Consider the following 19,254-nt stretch of genomic DNA (forward strand, 5'->3'; position numbering starts at 1 on the left):
GCGGTGGGCAACGCGGCGTGCGACACTCGGCTCATCCCTCGATAAGTGCCGGTCGTCATGTCCAAAGCCTCTATCTCCCGGCTGACGCTGGGCGCGTTTCGCGACGATATTCAGTCCCGCCCGATGCCCGGCTGTGGCGCGGTGGCCGCCAACGCCGCGGCCGACGGTCTTTCGCTCGTGCTCAAGGGGCTGCGGCTCACCGGCACGAACGATGACGACGGGCCAGGGCAACGCTTGATCGAGCAGGCACAACGGCTGGTAGCGCAGCTCGGCGACTATGCCGACGAAGATATTGCCGCCTTCAAGGCCTATCTGGCCGCGAAAAAGCAGGCCCATGGACACGAGTCGAACACGGCGCTGGACGAGGCCGTGGAACGTATCAATCAGGTGCCGCTGGATACGGCACGCTGCTGTCTCGCTGCACTCGAATACAGCGAGCAGGCCATTGACGAAATCAAGCCCGCCTTGCAAAGCGATGCGCGGGCCGGCGCACAGCTCGTCCATGCCGGCCTGTCGATGGTGTTGATCAACGTGGATACCAACATCGACGGACTCGAGGACGCGGCCGAGCGCCGCCAGCTGGCCGGCCAGCGCGCCTCGCTACAGGCCGAAGCCGACCGGTTGCTTGAGCGTCTGGCTGGCGCTCGCTCGTAGTTGAACGCGCGCCGGCGTGCCTTGATGGCTAGGCGTCTCGCGAACGATCAATACGCGCGCGCTTGGCCGCATATTCGGCCAGCGCGCCCCAGTCCTTGTCGCCGTCGCCGTTGGCGATGATCTCGTTGAGGCTGTCGCGCACCACGCCGCCCAGCGGCAGCGGCACCTGGCGGTCGTTGGCGGCCGACAGGGCCAGCCCGACGTCCTTGTTGCCAAGGGTCACCGGCATGTTGGCCGGCTTGTACTTGGATTCGCGAATCAGGCCCGCATAGCTTTGATAGCCCAGGCAGGCGAACAGCGTGTTGGTCACGATATCCAGGAACTTGCCCGTTTCGATGCCGTAGACCTCGCCCAGCGCACAGGCCTCACCCATGGACTCGATCGCCACGGCCAGCATGAAGTTGACCTGGATCTTGACCACGTTCGCCATCTCGGCCGATTCGCCCACCGGCCAGACCTTCTGGCCCATCGTTTCCAACAGCGGGGTCGCGGTATCGATGGCCTGGGTGTCGCCGGCGGCCAGAATATTCAGCTTTGCAGCGGCGGCCACATCCGCACGGCCCATCACCGGCGCCGCCACATAGGTCACGTCGTGTTCGGCATGCAGGGTAGCCATGCGTTTGGCAAAGGGCACCGACACGGTTGCCATGTTCACGTGGATCGCGCCGGGTTTCATCGCCGCCAGCGCGCCGGAGTCGACCACCACCTGTTCGCTGACGGCGTCGTCGGCAAGCATCGAAAATACGACGTCGGCATTCGCCACCGCGGCTTCGGGTGAATCGGCCGTATTGGCACCGGCCTCGCGCAGCGAATCGAGCGCCGGTTGCGAACGGTTCCAGACGGTCAGATCCGCGCCACCGGCCAGAAGGTTGCGGGCCATGGGCGCGCCCATCGTGCCCAGGCCGAGAAAAACCGTTTTCATGAATTGCTCCGGGTCATGGTTTCAAGGCGCGGCACGATACCATTTGCATAGTGCATGCGTTGGTCGGGCTGCCGTGTTCGACCGGTGCCCCGCGCTGCCCGCTAGGCCCCGGCCGCACGCCCGCTTCGGCTGGCAATCGCCACGCCCGCGACGGCTACGCCCATGCCGACAATCTGCAGGGTATTGAGCGTTTCGCCGAACAACATATAGGCGAGGATCGCGACCACCGGCGGCACCAGATAGAACAGCGAGGCCACGCTGGCCACCGAGCCGCGGCGGATGAGAAACAGCAGCAGCGAAATCGCGCCGACGGACAGCCCCAGCGACGACCACAGCAAGCCGGTCCAGGCCTGCCAGGTCATTTCGAAACGCCCGCTTTCGAGCCACAGCGCGACCGGCACGGTCACGATGGCCGCGCCGATGAATTGCACGGCCGCGTTGGTGCGAATATCGGCGGCCGCGCCGGTGCGTTTCTGCCAGATCGTGCCCAGGGTGATGCCGAGCATGGCCGCGAACACGGCCAGCAGCGGGCCGACGCTGAGTTCGGCCATATCCACGGCCAGGCGCGGTTCGAGTACCAGCACCGCACCGCCAAAGCCCAGTGCGATGCCCACCCATTTGCGGGCGCCCACGGTTTCGCCGAGCAGCGGAAACGCCAGCGCCGCGGTCAGCAGCGGCTGCAGGCCGACCACGAGGGCGGCAACGCCTGCCGGTAGCCCGTCGTTGACCGCCCAGAACACCCCGCCCAGATAAATGCCCTGTAACAGCACGCCGGCAATCAACGCGTTGGCCCAGGCCCGCAGGCCGCGCGGCCAGGGCGCACCCACGGCGAGCGCGATGAGCACGAACGCGACGACCGTGAGCGCGTAGCGATAGCACAGAAACGTCAGCGGATCGGAATAGGGCGCGACCAGGCGTGCGGCGATGAAGCCGGTCGACCAGATCAGCACGAAGAACAGGGGCAGGGCACGGGCCAGCATCAGGTCGATCCGGTCAGGGGCTTGGGCGGGAGCAGCGGCAACGGCTTGTGGTCATCAGTCGAGATCGGCGCTGGTGGCCCAGTTGCCCATCAGGTCGTTGCTGGGCTGGTTCTTGTCCAGCAGCTTGTGCGCGGTTTCGACGCCGGCGATGGGCAGGCCGGTGGGGTCGAGCTTGCCGATCTGTACCAGCAGGGAGGCCTGATCCCAGTAGATATGCTCGTTGTAGAGCTTGTCGCCGCGAAACGCCACGATCGCCACGAACGGAATTTCGACATATCGGCCGGTCGGCTCGATGCCGGGCAGCAGCCAGTCCATCTCGCAGTCGTGGGTGAAGCAGAGTATGAATTCGTCGACCATGCGATCGACGCCCACCGTGCGCGAGATCGGCTTCATCTGCAGGTCGGCCGGATTCTTCGGGATGAAGTGGTGCTTGTAGAAGCGCTTGAGATAGTCGTGGCCGGTGCCGCCGGTCATGGTCGGCACATGGTTCACATAGGGCTCGGCGACCATGGTCTTCATGGTTGCGTCGACGTCGCGGGCGGCAAATTCCAGCTCGAAATGGTGGTCCGCAATAGCGGCCAGATCGTAGCGCGGGCCGAGTGCGGCGCGCAGCACGGCCAGGGTGCGCGTATGCGCCAACCTGGCGGCACCGGGGTTGTAGTGGTCGTTGCCCCAGCGGTTGAAGGCATGATCGGCGTTGTCGTAGACGAACACCTGCACGTCCGGGTTGCCGGCAAAGACGCTGCGAATCTTTTCGATGGTCTCCGGCGGCGAGAACTTGTCCAGCCCGCCGAAGTGCAGCGCCATCGGGCATTCGATGGCCTCGGCCAGGTCCAGCGACTCGTCGATGCCCACGCCGTAGTAGCCGACCGCGCAATCCACGTCGCACTGAGCCGCCGCCAGATAGGCGAGTTTGCCGCCCAGACAGAAACCGACCACGCCCACATCGCCGCGCCCGGGTTCGGCCACGACTTCATCCATGGCCCGCGCGGCGGCTACGGTGGCGCCGATATCGGCCATGGTGCGGTCGATATCCAGATTCTGGAAATAGCCGAAGGCCTGTTCGAAGTCTTCCGGGCTGTAACCCAGTTCGATGCCCGGTTCGAACTGATGAAACAGATCGGGCGCAATGGCGACATAGCCTTCTTCGGCATAGAAATCGCACACTTCGCGGATATGGCGATTCACGCCGAAGATTTCCTGAAGCACGATCACGGCAGGCCCGTGGCCGGCTTCCGGGAGGGCGCGATAGGCGCTGAAACGGCTGCCGTCGGGGGCATCGATCTGAATCGTGTGGGTGCTCATAAATACTGCCTGGCTCATGCAACGACGGGCATTATCGGGCAGCGGCGCATACAGGCCAAACGACGTCGATGCGCGGGCAAGTATCAAATGATCGTAAAATATTATAAAGTGATCATATGATTACTCGGAGCCGGTCATGACATCAGCTGCCGCTGCCCAGCACGATGCGCGTGCGGATATTCACGACGCCGAACTGCGTCGGCGTATCAGCCGCGGCGCGCTGCGCAGCTGGTTCGGTATCGCCCGGCAGTGGGCGTTGACCGATGTACAGGCGGCGCGCCTGCTCGGTACGCCGGTGAGCACCTATCGGCGCTGGAAACGCGCGCCGGACATCACCCTCGACGTCGGCCAGATGGAGCGGCTGTCGCTGCTGCTGGGCATCTACAAGAGCCTGGAAATGCTGTTGCCACGCGCCGATGCGGCCGACGGCTGGATCAAGCAGCCCAACCGCAACGCGCTGTTCGGTGGCCAGACGCCGCTGGAACGCATGCTGGCCGGGCATATCGAGGATCTGTCCGTAGTGCGGCGTCATCTGGACGCCGAACGGGGCGGCTGGGCGTGAGCGGGCTTTCTGTCGACAGCTTCGAGCGCCGGCGCGTGCGCTGGCGGCCCAGCTACCGCATCGTGCCGTCGCGCTTCCCGCCCCGCGGTCTGTTCGATCGGGTGGCCGACCCGGCCGATCTGGAGGCCACCTTTGCCGTCGAATCGCTCACCAACGACCGCCTGCGAGACGAGGTGGGCGAGTTGTCGCGGGTACCGGCCAACGAGCGCATGAGCGGACCCGGTTCGACCCCCGTTATGGCCGCATTCACGCACGTCAATCCGGCCGGTTCGCGGTTTTCCGATGGCAGCTTTGGCGTGTTCTATGCGGCAAAAAGCGAAGCCACCGCGGTGCGCGAGACGGTGTTTCATCGCGAGTGCTTTCTGGCCGACAGCGCACAACCCCCGATGACCATCGAAATGCGGGTCTATCAGGTCGCGCTCGACGGCCGTCTGCGCGACCTGCGCAACGAGGCCGCGGCACAGCCGTTGCTCGATGCCCACAGCTATGTCGCTGCACAGCACTACGGCGTGCAGGTATATGCCGCCGGCGAAAGCGGCATCGTCTATCCCAGCGTGCGCGACCCCGGCGGCGAATGCGTGGCGGCCATGCGGGCCCGGGTGTTATCGCCTGCCGTACAGGGCCGGCATTTCGGCTATATCTGGGACGGCGAGCGTATTACCGATGTGGTCACCCTCGGCGACAGCGGAATCGCCCCGCACGGCTGATCAACCGCTGGATTTCAAGGCGGTTTTTTCAGCCGGATCAGTCGTTTGTAGCTCGCCTGCGACAATATGTCTCATGGGCAACGACGTGTGGCGACCCTAAGCTTGCCGGCGCTTGCTCAGGGGAATGACTCATGCGGATTCGTATCGTGGCGGCACTGCCGCGTGCCGGTTGTCTGGCCATTGGCCTGTCTTTTGTCGCGGCGCCGAGCATGGCCCAGCCTGGCGGTCAGGCCAATGAAACGCTGTCACCGTTGACGATCGAGGACAGCGCGCTGGTGCCGGCGATCGCTGGCGAAACCGAAGTCAGCAATCGTCTGAACCTGGCGCCCGAGGAATCGCCGGCCACGGTGGAGACGCTGACCCAGGACACCATGCAGCGCCGCGGCCTTGAGACGTTCACGCAAGCCGCGCGTACGCTGCCGGGTGTCACCGACGGCAATATTCCCGGCTCGCCGGCGTCGTTGTCGATGCGCGGATTTCCGCGCGGCAACGTCAACTATCTGTTCGATGGCATGCGCGCCGCGGATTCCGAGCTGGTCGTCCGCGATTTCGATACCTTCAACTTCGAGCGTATCGAGATTCTCAAGGGCCCGGCCTCGGTTCTGCACGGCGACGGCGGGCTGGCGGGCAGCGTAAACCTGGTGACCAAGAAACCCACGCTCGAGGCCAACAGCGCCGAAGCGCTGGCGAGTGTGGGCAGTTTCGATACGCTGCGTGCCGGCATCGGTGGCAATCGCGTCCTCTCGGATCGTGTGGCGGTACGCGCGGATCTGTCGCATCGCCGTTCGGACGGCTTCATCGACGACAACGACTCGCGTACGACCCAGCTCACCACCGGCGTGCTGTTTCAGGCGACCGATCGGCTGTCGCTGTCGGCCTCCTACGATTATTTTCGCGACAACTATGCGGCCTCGTACTACGGCGCGCCGCTGGTCGCGAGTTCGGCGGCGCGCGATCCCGCCGACATTGTCCATGCCCCGGGCGATCTAGTGCTCGACAAGGCCGAGCGCGATACCAACTACAACCCGCTCAATTCGATGATGGAATCGGACAGTCACTGGCTGCGCACACGTGCCGCCTACACGCTTGATGATCGGTGGGAATTCATCAACGAGCTGGCCTATTACACGGCCGACCGCAACTGGGTGGAAACCGACAGCTATACATTCAATCCAGCCACCGGGCTGCTCGATCGCTCGACCGGCCGTATCGCCCACGACCAGGATTTCGTCAGCGAACGTGCCTATACCCACTTCGATGGGGAACTGGCCGGGCATCGCAACCGCTTCACCCTCGGTGGCGAATACAAGCACAGCAACTTCACCACCCCGCGGCGTTTCGGCAGCGCGACGTCGGTGACGGTCGCGGACCCGGATCGTGGCCATGTGCCGGGCGATAGCGCGGCCAACTTCGGCACGCGCGTGAACTACGACAGCCAGGTCGATACGGTCGGCGTATTCGCCGAGAACGCGCTCAACCTCACCGAAGACTTCATTGTCGTGGCCGGCGTACGCTACGAGCATATCGATCTGGATCGGCGTATCGACGACCTCGCCGCCGATACGAGCACGACCTTCGGTCGCTCCTTCGATCCGGTGTCCTGGCGTATCGGCGCGGTGTATGAACTCAGCGCCAGCGACCAGCTTTATGCCCAGTTCAACCATGCGGTATCGCCGATCGGCAGTCTGTTGCTCTCCAATACCGCCCGTGTGGCGTTCGATCTGTCGGAAGGCGATGCCATCGAAATCGGCATGCGTAACCGTTTCTGGGACGATCGCGCCACGTTGACCACATCGCTCTACCAGATCAAGCAGAACGATATCCTCACCCAGGACCCGAACAACCCGCAGCAGACACTGCAGGGCGGCAGCCTGCAATCGCGCGGCGTGGAACTGGATGTGGGGCTGGCACTGACCGAGCGCTGGCAACTGGATGCCAATCTGGCGGTGCTCGACGCGGAATACGCCACGCTCGTCGACGCCAGCGGACGCAATCTGTCCGGCAATACGCCGGTGAACGTGCCAGAGCGCGTGGCCAATCTCAGCAGCTATTACACGCTCGCCCGGCTGCCGTTCACCGTCGGTGTGGATGTGCAGCATGCCGGCGATTTCTATACCGACCAGGCCAATACCATTCGCGTCGATGGGCATACGGTGTTGGGTGCCTGGATCAGCATGCCGCTTGATACGTTCGGCGCAGACGGTACGCTGACCCTGCGCGGGCGCAATCTCACCGACGAGTTCTATGGCGAATGGTCGGGCTATAGCTCGAGCCAGATCTATATCGGTGCGCCGCGCAGCGTGGAGCTCGCCTGGACGGGGACGTTTTGAGCACGACCAGTCAGCCAGAGGCGGCTGCGCCGGCATCGAAAGTACGTCCGGCCGGGCGCTGGTATGCGACCGTCTGGCGCTGGCATTTCTATGCCGGCCTGGTGGTGGCACCGTTTCTGTTGATCCTGGCGGTGACGGGCGCGATCTATCTGTTCAATACCGAGCTCAACGACGCCATCTATCCGGATCTGATGTTCGTCGACAGCAGCGGCCCGGCGATGCCGGCCAGCCATTGGGTGGCCAGTGCCGAGCAGGCCTTTCCCGGTGGGCGGGTGACACGTATCAATATGCCGCCCGGCGTGGGGCGCAGTGCCATGCTGTTCGTCACGCCGGCACAGGGCATGCCGCGGCGCGTATTCGTGGACCCAGCAACCGCCGCGGTATTGGGTTCGTTCGTCTATGAGCGCACGCTCGTGGGCATCGCCGATACCGTGCATGGGTCGCTCATGCTGGGCTGGGTCGGCGATGCGATCGTCGAGCTGGCGGCCTGTTGGGCCGCGATTCTGATCGTGACCGGGCTGTATCTGTGGTGGCCCCGTCGTCGCGGCCGGGCCGGGGTGTGGTATCCACGGCTGGCTGCGCGTGGCCGACGTTTCTGGCGCGACGTGCATGCCACGACCGGCCTGTACGTGGCCGCGCTCATTCTGTTTCTTGTGTTTACCGGCTTGCCCTGGGCCGGGATCTGGGGCGGCCAGCTGTTCACGCCGGCCGTGGACGCGCTGGGCCTGGGTTATTCCGGGGCGCGCACGCCGCCGGCCTCGGTCGCCCTGGCGCCGCAGACGACGGCCGCCGAACGCGGCCGCGGTATTCCCTGGGCGCTCGAAAACGTGGCACCGCCGAACTCATCGGGCGGGCATGCCCATCACGGCGGTCGCGCTTCGCACGATGCAAGCGCACTGGCCGCGCCGGATATCGGCGTGGATCGCGTTCGTCAGATCATTACCGAACAGGGCCTGGCCCAGGACTACTGGCTGATGTTGCCGGCGGGCGCGGCGGGCGTTTACAAGGCCCAGACCTATCCCGATCGCCCCCAGGGTCAGCGCACGCTATTTATCGACCGTTACAGCGGCGCGGTGCTGGGCGACATCACGTTTGGCGATTACGGCGTGGCGGGCAAGGCCATCGAGCTGGGCGTGGCCCTGCATATGGGCAATTATTTTGGCCTGGCCAACCAGCTCGTCATGCTCACGACCTGTATCGCGATCGTCCTGCTCGTGGTGAGCGGCTTCGTGATGTGGTGGCGCCGCCGCCCGGCCGGCAAGCTAGGCGCGCCGCCACGCCGTGCGCAGCTACGAATGCGCTATCTGGGCGCGATCGTCATCACCATGGCCGTGCTGTTTCCGCTGGCTGGTGCCAGCCTGCTCTGCGTTCTGATCGCGGACCGGTTATGGCAGACGTTGCGCCCGGCCTAGCAGGTCTAGAATCTGACCGGCTTCTTGTCGAGCTTGCGCTGGAGCGTGCGCCGATGCAGCCCCAGCGCACGGGCGGCTTCCGAGATATTGCCGTCGTGTTCGGCGAGCACGCGCTGGATATGCTCCCATTCCAGTCGTTTCAATGACATGCGCTCGCCGGGCATGGCGTGCGATGTGGCCTCGCTGTCGCCCGCCAGGGCGGCAAGCACCGTGGGTGCATCGACCGGTTTGGCCAGATAGCCCGTGGCGCCGCGCTGCATGGCGGTCACGGTGGTCGCGATACTGGCATAGCCGGTCAGTACCGTGATCTGCACGCCGGCGACGCGCTCGCACAGCGGTGCGATCAGATCCAGCCCGGAAATATCGCCGCCCAGGTTCAGGTCGAGCAGCACGTGGCTGGGTTGCCAATGCGCGGCCTTTTCCAGCGCGCTATCGGCCGTATGGGCGAGTGCCGTTTCGATACCGCGCCGGCCCAGCGCGCGCGCCAGCGTGGCCGCGAATACCGGGTCGTCGTCGATCATCAGTACGCGCATGGGCGCATCCCCTGCAGGGCTCACGGCTGGGTTCCTGACGCTGACAGCGGTACGAGCACATGTGTGCGCGTGCCGCCCTCGGGCCGGCGCTTAAGGCTGATTTCGCCGCCAAGACGCTCGAGACTCACATGCGACACGATCAGGCCCAGCCCGCGCCCTTCGCGCTTGGTGGAAAAACGCAGACGGCCGGCCCGGGCGGTATCGGCATCGGCAATACCGGTGCCTTCGTCATCGATCGTCATAGCCAGACCGTGCTCGTGACGCCGTGCTGTGATGTCGACCCGGTTGCTGGCGTTGTCGCGGGAGGCGTCGGCGGCATTGTTGAGGACGTTGGTCAATGCCTGGGCAAAGGCCACGTCGTCGTCGATCGTCGCCGAGTCCAGGGCCGGGTCGATCGTGACCGTGGCCTGTATCTCCGGACGCATCAGCCGCCAGCGCGACACGATACGATCCAGCGCTGTGGGCACGGCTACCGGCGTATGGGTCGCACCGCGAGCCGGCTCGGCGGCACCCAGTAACTGGTCGATCTGGTATGCACACAGCGCCAGTTGTTGTTCCAGTACGGCAAGGTCGGCCTGCAACGGCGTATCGCGCGCCTCGGTGTCGCGCAGCTCCGATACGATCACCGACATCGTCGACATTGGCGTACTCAGTTCGTGTGCCGCGCCGGCTGCGAGTGCGCCGATGGCGGTGATCTGCTCGTTGCGCAGCATTTGCTCGCGCGCGGCCGCCAGTGAGCGGTCGCGCCGGCGGACCGCCGACGCCATGCTGCCCACGAACACCACCAGCAGGGCGGCGCTGACGACGAAAGTGGCCCACATGCCCAGGACATGCAGGGTGAAATCGCCGTGATGACCGGCCATCGACTGCGGATAGAGAAAGCGCAGCAGTAGCGCGGTATATGCGCCGCCGGCGAGTGCGGCCACCAGCCAGGCCTGAGAGCGTGGCAATGCGGCGGCTGCGATCGCCACCGGCAGCAGATACAGCGACACGAAGGCGCTGGACGAGCCGCCGGTACAGGCAAGCCAGGCCGTGAGCGCGGCCACGTCCAGCACCAGATGGGCGAGTAGTTCGGCCTGGGTGGCCGGGCGGGCCCGGCGCAGGCTCCAGCCAATCAGTGCATTGATCGCGGCGACCACCGCACTGACTGCGAGCAGCGCGTCGGTGTCGACACTGATTTGCGATAATGTCGCCGCGACGGCCACCGCCGACAGTACGCAGGCAATCGCGCCCCAGCGCAGCCAGTGCAGCCAGGTCAGCAGCCGGATGGGCGTGAGTCGGAAAACAGCCTGCATGCACTCAGATCGGTCGGATCGACCGCCCAGCATAACGGCCGGCGGCGCCGCGCGGCGGTGCTGCGACAATAGGTCGCATGCCGCTCAACGCCCGCCGCGCTCGGCCAGCGCGATGCCGCCCAGCACCAGCGCGAGTGCGACCACATGAAAGACATGCAGATGCTCGCCCAGCAGCGCGACCGACAACAGCGTGCCGAATATGGGCACCAGGTTCAGGAAAATGCCGGCGCGGTTGCCGCCAATCAGCTCGTTGCCGCGAATGAAGGCGGTCTGGGCGATCAGCCCGGGCACCAGGGCGGCAAACGCGACCACGGACAGGCCGATCGCATCCGGCCAGATGATCGTGTTGCTGGCAAATTCCCAGGCCGCAAAGGGCAGTGAGCCCGCCCAGGCAGTGGCGGAGATCACCGCGATGAAGCTCAGCCAGTGCATGAGCGGTTTGATCCGCAGCGCTGCGGTATAGCCGCCGTAACAGGTGATGGCCACCAGCATCAGCGCATCGCCGCGGTTGAGATCCAGCGCGAGCAGTCGTGACAGCTGGCCGCCGGATACGATCAATGCCACGCCGGCCACGGTGATCACGAAACCCAGCAGCTGGCGCGCGGTGATGTATTCCCGCAGCAGCAGAAAGTTGAGCGCAAAGATCACCCCCGGCATGCCGGCCTGCTCGATCACGACATTAATCGCGCTCGTATGATTGAGCGCGCTGTAGAGCGCGGCATTGAAGCCGGCGAACCCGATCGCGCCGTAGCCGATCAGCAACGGCGCATGGCGACGAATAACCGGCCAGTCCTGCTTGAGATAGGGCCAGGCGAAGGGCACGGCGGCAATGAACGCGCCGCCCCAGCGCAGATGCGTGAGCAGCAACGGACTGATATGGCCGACCGCGAACTTGCCGGCCACCGCATTCAGCCCCCAGGCGAGGGTGGTGGCCACGAGCAACGGATAGGCCAGCGCGGCTTTCTTGGCGGCGACGCCGGGCATCAGTGCACGGTTTGCGGGGTTTGCGGGTCGTTCCTGTTCGCCCTCTCGTCAGCCAGGAAACCGCCGGACTGCATCTGCCACAGGCGTGCATACAGCCCGCCCGCGGCCAGCAATTCGGTGTGCGTACCGGCTTCCACGATCGCGCCTTCGTCGATGACGATCAGCCGGTCGAGTTCGGCGATGGTGGACAGGCGATGCGCGATCGCGATCACCGTCTTGTTGTCCATCAGGCGATGTAGGTTTTCGGTGATTGCAGCCTCGACCTCGGAATCCAGCGCCGAGGTGGCCTCGTCGAGCAGCAGGATCGGTGCGTTCTTGAGCATGACGCGGGCCAGGGCGATACGCTGGCGCTGGCCACCGGAAAGTTTCACGCCGCGCTCGCCCACCATGGCGTCCAGACCGCTTTGGCCCTGGGCATCGACCAGATCGTCGATGAAATCGCGCGCATGGGCAGCAATGAGCGCGGCGTCCACCTCGGCGTCGGTGGCATCGGGCCGGCCATAGCGTACGTTGTCGCCCACCGAGCGGTGCAGCAGCGCCGTGTCCTGGGTGACCATGCCGATGTTCTCGCGCAGCGAGGACTGGGTGACCGCCGAAATATCCTGGCCGTCGATGGTGATAGTGCCGGATTCCACATCGTGAAAACGCAGCAGCAACGACAGCAACGTCGACTTACCGGCGCCGGACCGGCCGACGAGGCCGATCTTTTCGCCGGGGGCGACGGCAAGCGAGAAATTCTCGATCACGCCTGTGCCCCGGCCATAGTGAAAGCCGACGTTATTGAAGGCGATCGCGCCCTCGCGAACGGTCAGGCGCGTCGCGTCGGGGGCGTCAACCAGCGCCTGGGTCCTGGAGAAGGTGGCCATGCCGTCGCGCAGCGTGCCGATGTTCTCGAACAGCTGCGAGACTTCCCACATGATCCATTGCGCCATGCCGTTGATGCGCAGCACCAGGCCCAGCGCGGCCGCGATCGCGCCGGCGCTGATCAATGTCGATTGCCACAGGGTGATGCCGAGCGCTGCGACTGCAATCAGCAGCAGCGAATTGAGCAGATACAGGCTGGCATAGAAGCCGTTGACCTTGCGCATCTGCGCATAGACCGTGCTCAGGAAGGTCTGCATGCTCTGGCGTGCGTAGTCGCCTTCGCGTTCGGTATGGGCGAACAGCTTGACCGTGGCGATATTGGTATAGGCATCGACCACGCGCCCGGTCATCGCCGCGCGGGCATCGGCCTGGCGCTCGGCCACCCGGCCCAGGCGCGGCACGAAATAACGCAGCAGCGCGATATAGCCGGCCAGCCAGAACAAAAACGGCACGGCCAGCCGCCAGTCTGCGCCGGCGACCAGCACCACGATGCCGGTGAAAGACACCGCCACGTAGAGCATGACGTCGAGAAACTTCATCACCGTTTCGCGTACCGCGAGCGCGGTCTGCATGAGCTTGGTGGCGATCCGCCCGGCGAACTCGTCCTGAAAGAAGGTCAACGACTGGCTGAGCAGCCAGCGATGCACCGACCAGCGAAACCGCATCGGAAAATTGCCCGACAACGCCTGAAACGTCACCAGCCCTTCGATGAATACCAGCAGCGGCAGCACAACCAGGATGACGAACGCCATGCCGGTCAGCGCGAGCGCGTTGTCGGCCAGGAACGTCTCGCGCGGCGATGTCGCGAACCAGTCGACGATATGGCCGAGGAAGGCAAACAGCGAGACTTCGATAACCGAAATGGCTGCGGTCAGCAGCGCCATGGCCAGCAGCAACGGCCACACCGGCTTCGCATAGAAAGCGATATAGCGCAGCAGGCTGTCGCGGGGCGGCGTACGGCCGTCGTCCGGAAAGGGCGCGACCAGGCGTTCGAACAGACCAAACATGGGCGAACGGGCGACGAGGCGCCGGGTTACGAAAGGCGCGCCAGTCTAGCGTATGGATGTCGTGTCGGCAGCCGTTGCCGCGTTCGGCCCGCCTGGGCGTTGCACCGCCGCTCGCCGGGGCGCGATCGTAACAGGGGCTAGAACAGACCCTGGGCCTGGGGCGAATAACTCACCCGCAGGTTCTTGGTCTGCTGGTCATGATCCAGAATCATCTTGTGGGTCTCGCGGCCGAAGCCGGATTGCTTGTCGCCGCCGAAGGCCGCATGGGTTGGGTACGGGTGGCAGGAATTGCGTCAGACATGCGCGCGCCCTGGAGCCAAGCGCCCGGCCTTTTGTCAAACGCGCGTTGGTCGGCAAACGCCTCGCCGGCTGTGGCGACCGGGCATCGCCGATGTTCAGCCCTGGGCTGACGAGCGCTTAGCGGACCAGATCCGCAATTGGCCGACGATACCCGACGGGAAGAAATAGACGCTGAGGATGAACAGCAGCCCGAACCACAGCAGCCAGCGATCCGGGTTGATGAGTTCGGCGATGAGCGTATCGGCTGGTACGAGCGCGTCGAGTTGCTTGAGCAGGTCCTGGAGATAGTTCTGTGCCAGCAGAAAAAGCACCGTGCCGATGACCGCGCCATAAAGCGTTCCCATACCGCCGATGACGCACATCAGCAGAATGAAGATCATCAGCTCGAAGTTGAGCGTGTTTTCCGGGTTCACATAGCGATTCAGCAAGGCGAACAGCACCCCGGCGACGGTGGCCAGCAGTGCAGACACAACGACCACGGCGGTGCGATACAGCACGGTGCGATAGCCCAGTGCCTGGGCTCGGAATTCGTTTTCCCGAATGGCCTGCAGTACCCGCCCGAACGGCGAATTGACCATGCGCAGCAGGAAGATGAATACCGCGATCATGGTTGCGAATGCGATGTAGTAGGTCAGGTGTCGACCGCTCAGGCGTACGCTGAACAGCGCCTCATCGAAGGCCTGTCCGATTTCGCCGGGGCTCGACAGGACGGCCGCAATAAAGCCGAACAGGTTGAAGCCGGGCAGCTTGAAGTCGAAGGGGCGGAAAGCCGGGCCCAGTTCGCGCGGGCTGCGTACGGCCAGACCGTCTTCACCGCCGGTTACGTTGTAGAGCTGGGTCACCAGGCTCATGAAGGCGAATGCCACGGCCAGCGTGACCAGTGCGAAGAAGATGGCCTTGACGCGCAGCGACAGCAGGCCGAGCAAGAGTGAGAGCAGCAAACTTGCCACCAGCGCGCCGACAATACCGATCAGCAGGGCGCCGTAACCGCTGCCGTAATGATCGCTGGCGATGGCGATACCGTAGGCCCCGATGCCGAAGAACATCGTATGGGCGAACGATACGACATGGGTATAGCCGAGCATCAGGTCGTAGGATGCAACCACGATGATGAACACGCACATCATGCCCAGCATCGAAAACGTGCGGATGCCGTCGAACAGGAACGGCCCCAGAGCCAGCCCCAGGAATATGAGCAGCAGCGCCGCGCTCAGCACAGGGCTGCGCGGGTAGTCGCCGGAAAACAAGCGGTTCAAAACGGCGGCTCCTCTAGAGTTTGATGACCGGAATCAGGCCCTGCGGGCGCCACATGAGCACGGCCACCATGAGCGCGACCGTGGCCACGGCGGCCAGCCGGGGTTCCAGATAGCCGACATACAGATTGACCAGCCCGACCAGCACGGAGCCGTAGAAACAGCCCTTGATCGAGCCCAGCCCGCCGAGAATGATGACCACGATCACCGAGATCATCAGTTCGTCGCCCATATGCGCGGTGATGATTTCCCGGTACATGGCCCACATGGCGCCGCCGAGTCCTGCCAGCGCCGAGCCCGCGATGAACACGCCCAGAAACAGCAGACGAATGCGATAGCCCTGAATCTCCACCATTTCGCGGCTTTCGACCCCGGCACGGATGAGAATGCCCACGCGCGTACGTTCGATGATCCAGCTCAACAGCGCGTAGATCGCCAGCCCCAGCACCACGGCGATGAGGCGGTATTTTTCAAGCGCAATGCCGCCGGCGATCGGCAGCCACTCCGGCAGGAACACTGCGCCCTTGAGGGCGTCGGGGCGCGGTACCGGCAGTTCGTTCGAGCCCCACACCACCTGGATGAGTTCCATGATGATGATCGAGCCGCCGACGGTGACCAGGATCTGCTTGAGATGATCGCCGTAGACCGGCCGGATGATCAGGCGCTCGAACACCAGCCCGAGCAGGCCCGCGACCAGTAGCGCGAAGCCGAATGCGGGGACGATCGCGATCAGATTCACCCACAACGACGGCTGATCGGCCTGTGCGCCCAGCCAGATCAGCACGCTGGCGCCGGCAAACGCCCCCAGCGAAATGAAGGCGCCGTGGGCCAGATTGAGCACGTTCATCAGGCCGAAGGTCAGCGTCATGCCGGATGCCATGAGAAACACCATCGCGCCCATCGCCAGGCCGCTGATGGTCAGCACGACCCATACCCGTGGCTCCATGAGGGCGAGGGCGGCCAGCATCATGGTCAGCAGGATGAAGATATGCGGCTTGTCATGCCGGAAGGCATTGAAGCGCGCGATTGCACCCGTGGGCCCGGTCGGTTCGTCGATGCGCACGTCATCCGCGGCCATGCTCAGGCTCCTGTGTTCATTGATGTTCACCCATGCCCAGCCCCAAGAGCTGGTGCTGGAGATCGTCGTCGTGGGCGAGGGTGGCCATGGACCCGGACCAGACCACGCGACCGTCGTTCATGACCGCCGCCGATTGACCCAGCCGACGCGAGAAATTGAAGTTCTGTTCGACCAGCAGGATGGTGACCTGCTGGCTTTTGAGCTGTTCGAAGGCGTCGGCCAGATCGTCGATAATCGCCGGCGCGAGCCCTTTGGTGGGTTCGTCGATCAACAGCAGTTCCCGCGGCTCGATGATGGCGCGGGCGATCGCCAGCATCTGTTTCTGACCGCCTGACAGGTTGCCGGCCGGTTTGTCCCAGAACCGCTTGAGCGGCGGGAACAGGTCGACGATCCAGTCGAGCCGGGCCGGGTCCATCGCACCGCTGACCGCAGCAAGCATCATGTTCTCGCGTACCGTCAACAGGCTGAAGATGCCCATGTTCTCGGGCACGAAGGCAATGCCGCGGCGCACGATACGCGGCGTGCTCTGGCCGGTGATGGACTGGTCGTGAAAACGAATATCCCCGCCGGTGACCGTGGTCAGCCCCATGATCGTGCGCAGCGTCGTACTCTTGCCGGCCCCGTTGCGCCCGAGCAGCATCGTCAGTTCGCCCTTGGGCACGACGAGGTCGACGCCGTGCAGGATGTGGTACTGGTCGATATCCGCGCAGACCTGGTCGAGTGAAAGCAGCGTCTCGCTCATGACTGTGCGCTCCCGGCTGCGGCGGGCTGTTCCGGGCTCGCGCCCAGATAGACCTGTTGTACGACAGGCGATGCGATCACCGCTGCCGGTTCACCGTCGGCCACCCGTTCGCCGTTATGCAGAACCACGATGCGATCCGATAACGAACGCACGATATCCATCTTGTGTTCGACCAGCAGGATGATCCGGTCCTGCTGTTTCTTGATATCCGCGATCAGGTCGAGGATGACCGGTACTTCGTCCACGCTCATGCCGGCGGTGGGTTCGTCGAACATGAAGACCTTGGGTTCGAGCGCGAGCAGCAGTGCCACCTCCAGCTTGCGCTGGTCGCCGTGGGGCAGATTGGCCACCGGCGTATCAGCGCGTTTGCCCAGGTTGACCTGCTCAAGATAGGCCGCTGCGCGATCGGTGATATCGCGTCGCGCTGCGGCCCTTTGCCAGAAGATATGGCCGATTCGATAGCGTGAGGCCACGGCAAGGCGCACGTTTTCCAGCGCGCTCAGCCCGGGGAACAGATTGGTGAGCTGGAACGCGCGCCCCAGCCCCTTGTCGGCTCGCGCCGGGGCGCCGAGTGACGTCAGGTCTTCGCCGAACAGGCGCACGCTGCCGGCGGTGGCGGACAGCTGCCCGGAAATGAGGTTGAACAGCGTCGTCTTGCCGGCGCCGTTCGGGCCCACGATCGAGGTCAGCGTGCCGGGATGAAATGCGCAGGACACCTTGTTGACCGCGGTATGCCCGCCAAACGTGATGCTCAGATCGCGGATTTCCAGCCCGGCCTGATCCGCCGCCGAGGGCGCGTCGGCAGTCGCTGCATCGTGCGCGCCGTCAGAACCGTTTTGTTGCATGCCTGGCCTGTCGATAGTCGTATCGCCAGGCGAAGACGTCATGCCGACGCCTTCGCCCCTGGGGTGTTGCGGCGATGCCGTTTCAGCGACCGTTACGAACCGGGATATCCAATTCGTCCGTGTCGATCACGCGTACCAGCGTCGGTACGCCGGCCGTGACTTCGCGATCGGCAAACCAGTCGTCCCGGTCTTCGACCTTGATACGAAAGTGATACATCTGCTGCATGGCCTGATGATCGGCAGCACGGATATTCATCGGGCCCTTGGGGGTATCGAAATCCAGGCCTTCCAGTGCTTCGATCAAGTCTTCCGTATCGGTGGAACCGTTGGTCTTGCGGATGGCTGCGGTAATGGCCATGGCCTGGGCAAAACCCTGTGCCGTGAAGAAATCCGGCGCGGCGTCGAAACGCTTCAAGTGCTGGGCGACAAACCAGTCGTTGATTTCGTTATCCGGCGATTCGAAATAGTAGAAACCAGCGCCTTCCATGCCGGGAAATTCGGAATAACTGACCAGCGCCGGCAGGATGTTGCCGCCGGTGGCGAGCTTGATACCGAAGCGGCCGGGCTTGAGATCCTGGATACGGCTGAGCGGGTTGGCGCTGCCTGCCCAGATGGCAAAGATGTATTTGCCCTTGTCACAGTCGTCGCGATCCTTGAGCGCACCGAAAAGCCGTTGTGCGGCCGCGGTGAAATCGGTTGCGTCGGTGGGCAGATACTCTTCGTGCACGACCGCGCCGCCTTCGGCTTGCATGGCTTCCTTGTAGGCCGCCACGCCGTCGCGCCCGAATGCATAGTCCTGAGCAATCGTTGCCACACACACGCCCGGCGCGCCCAGTGCGACCGCATTGGAAACCGCGTCCTGCGACGAGTTGCGGCCCACGCGGAAGACATAGCGGTTCCAGTCCTTGCCGGTGATCGCGTCGGCCACGCCTTCGGGCATGATCACGCGTTCGTACATCTGTGCGATCGGCAGCGTGGCCAGCGCGACGCCGGAAGAAACCGGCCCCACGACGATATGGGCATCGTCTTCTGCATAGGCTTCTTCCACCAGCGCGCGTGCCCGGGCCGGATCGAGCTGCGTGTCCTTGTCGATGATCTCGATGGGTCGACCCTCGATTTCCATTGAGCCGTCGGTGGCATATTCAAAGCCCATCTTCATGCCCACGCGCAGCTGCTCGGCATAGGCCGATAACGGCCCGGTAAATCCGGTGACATGGGCAATACGAATGGAGTCGGCCGCCAGCGAGGCAGGCGCGGCGACGATCGTGGCGAGGGCGAATGCAATCGCTGTGATAGGACGCTTCATCGGATCTCCTGGATTATCGGCCCCGCTCGGGGCGCTGTGTTATATCGAAAAGCGCTGAGGCTGAATATGACACCTAGTTCACCTTTGGGCAAGCATTTTCGGCCATCTTGTTGCTGTATGGCACTGCTTGCCATGAGCGTTTTAAGTATCTGAATAAAATAGAATATATAGATAA

Annotated in this window: 17 protein-coding genes; 5 read left to right on the forward strand and 12 right to left on the reverse strand. The window is 64.2% G+C overall.

Annotated features, from left to right (window positions below):
- Positions 1-57 precede the first annotated feature (57 nt).
- Positions 58-654, forward strand: coding sequence for a cyclodeaminase/cyclohydrolase family protein (locus C84B14_RS06545; protein ID WP_353222744.1), 597 nt, complete (start codon positions 58-60; stop codon positions 652-654).
- A 28-nt stretch (positions 655-682) separates the two neighbouring features.
- Here the strand turns inward: C84B14_RS06545 and C84B14_RS06550 are convergent, their stop codons facing one another.
- From C84B14_RS06550 to C84B14_RS06560, 3 genes are all read right to left on the reverse strand, one after another.
- A complete protein-coding gene (locus C84B14_RS06550) occupies positions 683-1,576 on the reverse strand; it encodes an NAD(P)-dependent oxidoreductase (RefSeq protein ID WP_353222746.1) in 894 nt (297 codons plus the stop codon).
- A gap of 101 nt (positions 1,577-1,677) precedes the next feature.
- Positions 1,678-2,556: a DMT family transporter gene (locus C84B14_RS06555; RefSeq protein ID WP_353222748.1), complete on the reverse strand. Its 879-nt coding sequence runs from the start codon at positions 2,554-2,556 to the stop codon at positions 1,678-1,680.
- Between the two features lie 54 nt (positions 2,557-2,610).
- The gene (locus C84B14_RS06560) at positions 2,611-3,861 is read right to left on the reverse strand and encodes a dienelactone hydrolase family protein (protein WP_353222750.1); all 1,251 of its coding nucleotides are present in this window, start codon (positions 3,859-3,861) and stop codon (positions 2,611-2,613) included.
- A 136-nt stretch (positions 3,862-3,997) separates the two neighbouring features.
- On the opposite strand from C84B14_RS06560, the gene C84B14_RS06565 reads away from it, so the two are divergent.
- From C84B14_RS06565 to C84B14_RS06580, 4 genes are all read left to right on the forward strand, one after another.
- Complete coding sequence (locus C84B14_RS06565) at positions 3,998-4,423, forward strand: antitoxin Xre/MbcA/ParS toxin-binding domain-containing protein (protein ID WP_353222752.1); 426 nt, start codon at positions 3,998-4,000, stop codon at positions 4,421-4,423.
- Positions 4,420-5,130 (forward strand): RES family NAD+ phosphorylase, encoded by a 711-nt coding sequence (locus tag C84B14_RS06570; protein ID WP_353222753.1) that lies wholly within the window; start codon positions 4,420-4,422, stop codon positions 5,128-5,130. Before C84B14_RS06565 ends, C84B14_RS06570 begins: the two co-directional genes overlap by 4 nt.
- A 131-nt stretch (positions 5,131-5,261) precedes the next feature.
- On the forward strand, positions 5,262-7,460 hold the full coding sequence (locus C84B14_RS06575) for a TonB-dependent receptor (RefSeq protein WP_353222755.1): 2,199 nt from the start codon (positions 5,262-5,264) through the stop codon (positions 7,458-7,460).
- The gene (locus C84B14_RS06580; RefSeq protein ID WP_353222757.1) at positions 7,457-8,872 is read left to right on the forward strand and encodes a PepSY-associated TM helix domain-containing protein; all 1,416 of its coding nucleotides are present in this window, start codon (positions 7,457-7,459) and stop codon (positions 8,870-8,872) included. The genes C84B14_RS06575 and C84B14_RS06580 overlap by 4 nt, the downstream gene beginning before the upstream one ends.
- Before the next feature lie 5 nt (positions 8,873-8,877).
- Here C84B14_RS06580 and C84B14_RS06585 read toward each other — a convergent pair whose 3' ends face one another.
- The 9 genes from C84B14_RS06585 to C84B14_RS06625 form a co-directional block, all read right to left on the reverse strand.
- The gene (locus tag C84B14_RS06585; RefSeq protein ID WP_353223011.1) at positions 8,878-9,405 is read right to left on the reverse strand and encodes a response regulator transcription factor; all 528 of its coding nucleotides are present in this window, start codon (positions 9,403-9,405) and stop codon (positions 8,878-8,880) included.
- 20 nt (positions 9,406-9,425) lie between these two features.
- Positions 9,426-10,700, reverse strand: coding sequence for an ATP-binding protein (locus tag C84B14_RS06590; RefSeq protein ID WP_353222759.1), 1,275 nt, complete (start codon positions 10,698-10,700; stop codon positions 9,426-9,428).
- Positions 10,701-10,784: 84 nt separating this feature from the next.
- Positions 10,785-11,684: a DMT family transporter gene (locus tag C84B14_RS06595; RefSeq protein WP_353222761.1), complete on the reverse strand. Its 900-nt coding sequence runs from the start codon at positions 11,682-11,684 to the stop codon at positions 10,785-10,787.
- On the reverse strand, positions 11,684-13,555 hold the full coding sequence (locus C84B14_RS06600; protein ID WP_353222763.1) for an ABC transporter ATP-binding protein: 1,872 nt from the start codon (positions 13,553-13,555) through the stop codon (positions 11,684-11,686). Before C84B14_RS06600 ends, C84B14_RS06595 begins: the two co-directional genes overlap by 1 nt.
- Before the next feature lie 395 nt (positions 13,556-13,950).
- Complete coding sequence (locus C84B14_RS06605) at positions 13,951-15,111, reverse strand: branched-chain amino acid ABC transporter permease (protein ID WP_353222765.1); 1,161 nt, start codon at positions 15,109-15,111, stop codon at positions 13,951-13,953.
- Between the two features lie 13 nt (positions 15,112-15,124).
- Positions 15,125-16,186 carry a branched-chain amino acid ABC transporter permease gene (locus tag C84B14_RS06610; protein WP_353222767.1) on the reverse strand — a complete coding sequence of 354 codons (1,062 nt, stop codon included), beginning with the start codon at positions 16,184-16,186 and terminating at the stop codon, positions 15,125-15,127.
- A 16-nt stretch (positions 16,187-16,202) separates the two neighbouring features.
- Positions 16,203-16,928 (reverse strand): ABC transporter ATP-binding protein, encoded by a 726-nt coding sequence (locus C84B14_RS06615; protein ID WP_353222769.1) that lies wholly within the window; start codon positions 16,926-16,928, stop codon positions 16,203-16,205.
- Positions 16,925-17,773: an ABC transporter ATP-binding protein gene (locus C84B14_RS06620; RefSeq protein ID WP_353222771.1), complete on the reverse strand. Its 849-nt coding sequence runs from the start codon at positions 17,771-17,773 to the stop codon at positions 16,925-16,927. The genes C84B14_RS06615 and C84B14_RS06620 overlap by 4 nt, the downstream gene beginning before the upstream one ends.
- Positions 17,774-17,855: 82 nt before the next feature.
- Positions 17,856-19,079 carry a substrate-binding domain-containing protein gene (locus C84B14_RS06625; protein WP_353222773.1) on the reverse strand — a complete coding sequence of 408 codons (1,224 nt, stop codon included), beginning with the start codon at positions 19,077-19,079 and terminating at the stop codon, positions 17,856-17,858.
- Positions 19,080-19,254: the final 175 nt, after the last annotated feature.

Source organism: Salinisphaera sp. C84B14 (genome assembly GCF_040361435.1).
Classification (GTDB): domain Bacteria; phylum Pseudomonadota; class Gammaproteobacteria; order Nevskiales; family Salinisphaeraceae; genus Salinisphaera.

Bases quoted from the DNA above. Each gene is read 5' to 3' on its own strand.
- C84B14_RS06545 (WP_353222744.1), top strand. From the start codon at position 58: ATGTCCAAAGCCTCTATCTCCCGGCTGACGCTGGGCGCGTTTCGCGAC.
- C84B14_RS06550 (WP_353222746.1), bottom strand. From the start codon at position 1,576: ATGAAAACGGTTTTTCTCGGCCTGGGCACGATGGGCGCGCCCATGGCC.
- C84B14_RS06555 (WP_353222748.1), bottom strand. From the start codon at position 2,556: ATGCTGGCCCGTGCCCTGCCCCTGTTCTTCGTGCTGATCTGGTCGACC.
- C84B14_RS06560 (WP_353222750.1), bottom strand. From the start codon at position 3,861: ATGAGCACCCACACGATTCAGATCGATGCCCCCGACGGCAGCCGTTTC.
- C84B14_RS06565 (WP_353222752.1), top strand. From the start codon at position 3,998: ATGACATCAGCTGCCGCTGCCCAGCACGATGCGCGTGCGGATATTCAC.
- C84B14_RS06575 (WP_353222755.1), top strand. From the start codon at position 5,262: ATGCGGATTCGTATCGTGGCGGCACTGCCGCGTGCCGGTTGTCTGGCC.
- C84B14_RS06585 (WP_353223011.1), bottom strand. From the start codon at position 9,405: ATGCGCGTACTGATGATCGACGACGACCCGGTATTCGCGGCCACGCTG.
- C84B14_RS06590 (WP_353222759.1), bottom strand. From the start codon at position 10,700: ATGCAGGCTGTTTTCCGACTCACGCCCATCCGGCTGCTGACCTGGCTG.
- C84B14_RS06595 (WP_353222761.1), bottom strand. From the start codon at position 11,684: ATGCCCGGCGTCGCCGCCAAGAAAGCCGCGCTGGCCTATCCGTTGCTC.
- C84B14_RS06600 (WP_353222763.1), bottom strand. From the start codon at position 13,555: ATGTTTGGTCTGTTCGAACGCCTGGTCGCGCCCTTTCCGGACGACGGC.
- C84B14_RS06610 (WP_353222767.1), bottom strand. From the start codon at position 16,186: ATGGCCGCGGATGACGTGCGCATCGACGAACCGACCGGGCCCACGGGT.
- C84B14_RS06615 (WP_353222769.1), bottom strand. From the start codon at position 16,928: ATGAGCGAGACGCTGCTTTCACTCGACCAGGTCTGCGCGGATATCGAC.
- C84B14_RS06620 (WP_353222771.1), bottom strand. From the start codon at position 17,773: ATGCAACAAAACGGTTCTGACGGCGCGCACGATGCAGCGACTGCCGAC.
- C84B14_RS06625 (WP_353222773.1), bottom strand. From the start codon at position 19,079: ATGAAGCGTCCTATCACAGCGATTGCATTCGCCCTCGCCACGATCGTC.